This window comes from Streptomyces niveus, assembly GCF_001723055.1.
Taxonomy (GTDB): Bacteria; Actinomycetota; Actinomycetes; order Streptomycetales; family Streptomycetaceae; genus Streptomyces; species Streptomyces niveus.
Window position 1 is genome coordinate 1 of record NZ_MDCR01000496.1, and the last position, 4,074, is coordinate 4,074.

The window sequence follows — 4,074 nt, forward strand, 5'->3', positions numbered from 1 at the left end:
GATCGCCAGGCCCAGGCCGCTGCTCTCGCTGCGGCTGCGTGCCGGGCCGGCCTTGTAGAAGCGCTCGAAGAGGTGCGGAAGCGCCGACTCCGGGATGCCGGGGCCGTGGTCCGACACCTCGATCAGTACGCCGGGTTCGTCCGGTGCGCGGCGCAGTGCCAGGGTCAGGGTCACCGGCTGTCCTCCGTGGCGCAGCGCGTTGCCCACGAGGTTGGCCACCACCACGTCGAGGCGGCGCGGGTCGACCCGGGCCCGTATGCCGTCCGGCAGGTCGGTACGCACGTCGTCGGGCCAGCCCCGGATGGCGAGTGTGCGCCGCAGGGACTCGGCCAGGTCCAGGTCGTCCAGGTTCAGTTCGGCCGCGTGGGCGTCGAAGCGGGAGATCTCCATCAGGTCGTCCACGAGCCGTGCGAGGCGCAGCGTCTCCTCGGTGATGAGGTGCACCGCGTCGGCCGTGTCACCGACGAGGCCGGGAGTCTCCTCGGCGAGTACGTCGGTGACCGCCGTCATCGCGGCCAGCGGAGTGCGTAGTTCGTGCGATATGTCGGCCGCGAAGCGCCGTGCTCCGGCCTCCATGCGCCGCAGTTCGGTGACGGACTCCTCCAGCGCGGCGGCGGTGTCGTTGAACGCCTGGGCGAGGTCGGCGAGTTCGTCGGTGCCCTCGACGCTGAGCCGTACGTCGAAGTGGCCGTCGGCCATTCTCCGGGTCGCCTTGCTCAGTGCCCGTACGGGGCGAAGGACGCCGCGCGCGAGCAGCAGCGCCAGCAGGGCGGCGAGGCCGAGGGCGGGCAGGGTGGCCCGTTCGACCGCCGTCACCAGTGCGTCCACGTACGCCTGTTCGCTCTTCTGCGGAACGATGAGGTAGAGCGTGAGCCCCGACAGCGTACGCGCGGTGTAGCCGTCCCCGGAGTAGGTGACCGGCAGACCGACGACGAGGGACGAGTGGTTTCCCGTCCGTACGCGCTGGAAGACGGCGACCGGCCGCGTCTCCACCGATGCGCGCAGTTCGGAGGTCAGTCCGCCCAGGGACGCCAGGCCGGACGAGGCCGCGCGCAGATCGCCGTACGTCGCGAGGACGTTCCACTGCTGCGTCCGGTGTTCGCGCGCGAGCCGCGCGACCAGGCTGTCGAGTTCCTCCTGGCCGGGGGCGGAGGGCAGTTCGAGGACCGCGGCGTCGACGCTCTGCCGGAACTGGTTGACGACCGTGTCCTGGCTCTGCTGGAGGACTCCGGTACGCGCCTGCTGGAAGGTGAGCGCGCCGGTGCCGAGGGCGCTGAGCGCGGCGACCAGGACGAAGGAGAACAGGAGCCGGGCGCGCAGGCCGCCCAGGGAGCGGGGGCGGCTTCGTTTCCTGGGGGCCGTCTTCGGTATGTGCCCTTGAGACGTCATGAGCGGAAGCGGTAACCGAAGCCGCGTACGGTCTCGATGCAGCCCGACTCCCGGCCCGCCTCGCCGAGCTTTCCGCGCAGGCGTTTCACGCACGCGTCGACGAGCCGGATGTCGCCGTGGTAGCTGTGCTCCCACACCATTTCGAGGAGTTGCTGGCGGCTGAGCACCTGCCCCGGAGCCGCCGACAGGGTCATCAGCAGGCGCAGTTCAGAGGCCGCGAGGAGGACCCGTTCTCCGTGGTGGGTCACCACGAGGCCGGCCCGGTCGATGGTCAGCGGGCCGTGGGACTCGGGCCGGGGGCGCGCGTGGTCCGGGGCGGGTGCGTCGAGGCGGCGCAGGACGGCGCGGATCCGGGCGTCGAGTACGCGGGCCTGGACCGGCTTGACGACGTAGTCGTCGGCGCCCGCCTCCAGTCCGACGACCACGTCCACGTCGTCGCCCTTGGCGGTCACGATGATGATCGGCACCTGGTCCCGGTCGCGGACCCGGCGGCATACGTCAAGGCCGCCGATACCGGGCAGCATGAGGTCGAGCACCACGACGTCGGGCCGGATCCGGGCCAGCCGGTCGAGCCCTTCTTCTCCGGTCGCCACCGCGTGGACGTCGTGCCCCTGGCGTCTGAGCCCCAGGTCGACGGCCCGGCGGACGGCGTCGTCATCCTCGATGAGCAGCACGCGGGACATCCGCCCAGTATGCGTCGGCCCGGGGGAATGTCTGTGCGATCGCGGCCCCGCTGCGGGCGCTGTTACGCGATGGTCTTATGCGCCGTACGAGGTGGGGGAGGCGAACAGGAGGCCGAGCAGACCGTTATCTTCTCGTGATCTTCTGCGCCAAGGCCGGTCATCTGGGGTTCGCAGCCTGGGTCCGCCCCCTGAACCGGGGTGGACCACCGGCCCGGTCGCACCGGGCCGTCGACGACGGGATCTCGCCGCCTCATGCGCCATGCCAACAACCGACGTGCGGGTCGGGCCTCGCACGTTGCCCGCCTCTCTCGCCGGGCGGCCCTACGGAAGCGGGCCGCCGCCCGGCGCAGGCGGCTGCTGGGGGTGGCGGCGCTGGTCGTCCTGGCGGGCCTGGCCCTGGCCGTTCTGGGCGCCGTTCGCTGGCAGGGCGGGGGCTCGTCGTCGTCGGCCGCCGGGCAGGGCGTGGTTGAGCCGGGTGCGGCTGAGCAGGGTGCCGCCGACCGGGGCGGCGGCTCGTCGCCCTCCCCGTCCCCGTCCCCGTCGCCTTCGATGTCGCCGTCGCCGAAGGCGTCCACCCACCGGGTCGTCAAGAGCGGCACGGGCGAGTTCAGCACGGCCGCCGCGAACGGCGGACCCGTCGGCACCGGCACCATCCGCCGCTACTCCGTGCAGGTCGAAGGAGGTACCGGCATCCCCGCGGCCGAGGCGGCGAAAGAGATAGCGGGCGTCCTCGGCGACCGGCGCGGCTGGACGGCCAACGGCCGGGACGGCTTCCAACTCGTCTCCTCCGGGCCACGCGACTTCGAGGTGAAGATCGCGACACCGGACACGGTGGACCGGATCTGCGGCGCCGCCGGTCTGCACACACGGGGCGAGGTCAACTGCAACGTGGGCGACCAGGTGATCGTCAACCTCAAGCGCTGGCTGACCGGTTCGCCCCAGTTCCCCGGCCCCCTGCACGAGTACCGCGCCCTGATCATCAATCACGAGGTCGGACACCGCATCGGTCACGGGCACGAGGGCTGCCCGGGTCCTGGCCGCCCGGCCCCGGCGATGATGCAGCAGATAGACGGCCTGCACGGGTGCGAGGCCAACGCCTGGCCGTACGACGAGAAAGGTGTCTATCTCCAGGGGCCCGGCGTGCCGTAGAAGCCGGCACGCCGGGCACGACCGCACGAGGACGCGGGGGCGCGGGTGCGCGAGGACGACGAGGCGCCCGTCAGTCCTCGCGCTGCGTCGCGAAATCGGTGCGGAGGGCGGACAGGATCTGCGCCGCGTGCTGGATGCCCGCCTTCTCGCAGCGGGTGATCGCCGTGTCGAGTCTGGCTATCGCCGCCTGGGGGGAGTTCAGGCCGTTGGCCTCGATCAGCGCGGCCACGCGGGTCGCCTCCGCGCGGGGTGTCTCGCCCTGCTCGCCGCCTTCCTCGTACGCCGTGATGGCGCGCTCCATCTCGGCCAGTGCCTCGGGGAAGCGTTCGGCGGCGGCGAGCGCGCGGGCGCGCTGGTACGCGGTGGCCCCCGCCTCGTACCAGTGGACGAGGTCCTCCGCGTCCCCGGCGGCGGCGCCGCGGATCTCGTCGGCCTCGGCGAGGCGGGCGAGAGCCGTCTCGATGCCATCCGGGCCTTCGGCCGCCATCGTGAGCGCCGCGAACTCCCGCGCCATTTCGCAGATCAGACCGGCCTGCCCCGGCAGACGGGTGTCGCGGTGTGCGAGCAGGGCCCGTTCGTACGCCGCGCGGGCCGCGTCCCAGCGGTCCGCCCGTGCCAGCGCGATCGCGGATTCGGCGGTGACCAGTGTGTACGTGGTCCTGTCCTCCCAGGCCGCGACCGTCTCCGCCAGCTGTACGAACTGCTCGGCCGACGCCGTCGCCGTACTCGAATCCCTGGTCCTGGACGACGCCTCGGACACGGTCGACGAGCGGCTGCTGGCCCAGATCCGGCTCAACCTGGCACGCGGGCTACGGGAGTTGGAGGAGCACCAGGCGTCGGCCGAGCAGTTCGT

3 protein-coding genes and 1 pseudogene are annotated in these 4,074 nt (G+C 72.3%); 1 reads left to right on the forward strand and 3 read right to left on the reverse strand.

The genetic code is table 11. From position 1 onward, the window contains the following. Nucleotides 1-1,389, reverse strand: a 1,389-nt coding sequence (locus BHU15_RS36760; protein WP_069631043.1) for a HAMP domain-containing protein, incomplete at its 3' end; no start/stop codon positions are given. Continuing rightward, on the reverse strand, nucleotides 1,386-2,072 hold the full coding sequence (locus BHU15_RS36765; protein ID WP_023539743.1) for a response regulator: 687 nt from the start codon (nucleotides 2,070-2,072) through the stop codon (nucleotides 1,386-1,388). The genes BHU15_RS36760 and BHU15_RS36765, both read right to left, overlap by 4 nt. Nucleotides 2,073-2,324: 252 nt before the next feature. Here BHU15_RS36765 and BHU15_RS36770 point away from each other — a divergent pair, with 252 nt between their 5' ends. Beyond that, a complete protein-coding gene (locus BHU15_RS36770) occupies nucleotides 2,325-3,221 on the forward strand; it encodes a DUF3152 domain-containing protein (RefSeq protein ID WP_069631044.1) in 897 nt (298 codons plus the stop codon). A gap of 70 nt (nucleotides 3,222-3,291) precedes the next feature. Here BHU15_RS36770 and BHU15_RS40670 read toward each other — a convergent pair. After that, nucleotides 3,292-4,074, reverse strand: a pseudogene (locus BHU15_RS40670) (hypothetical protein); the annotation flags it as partial.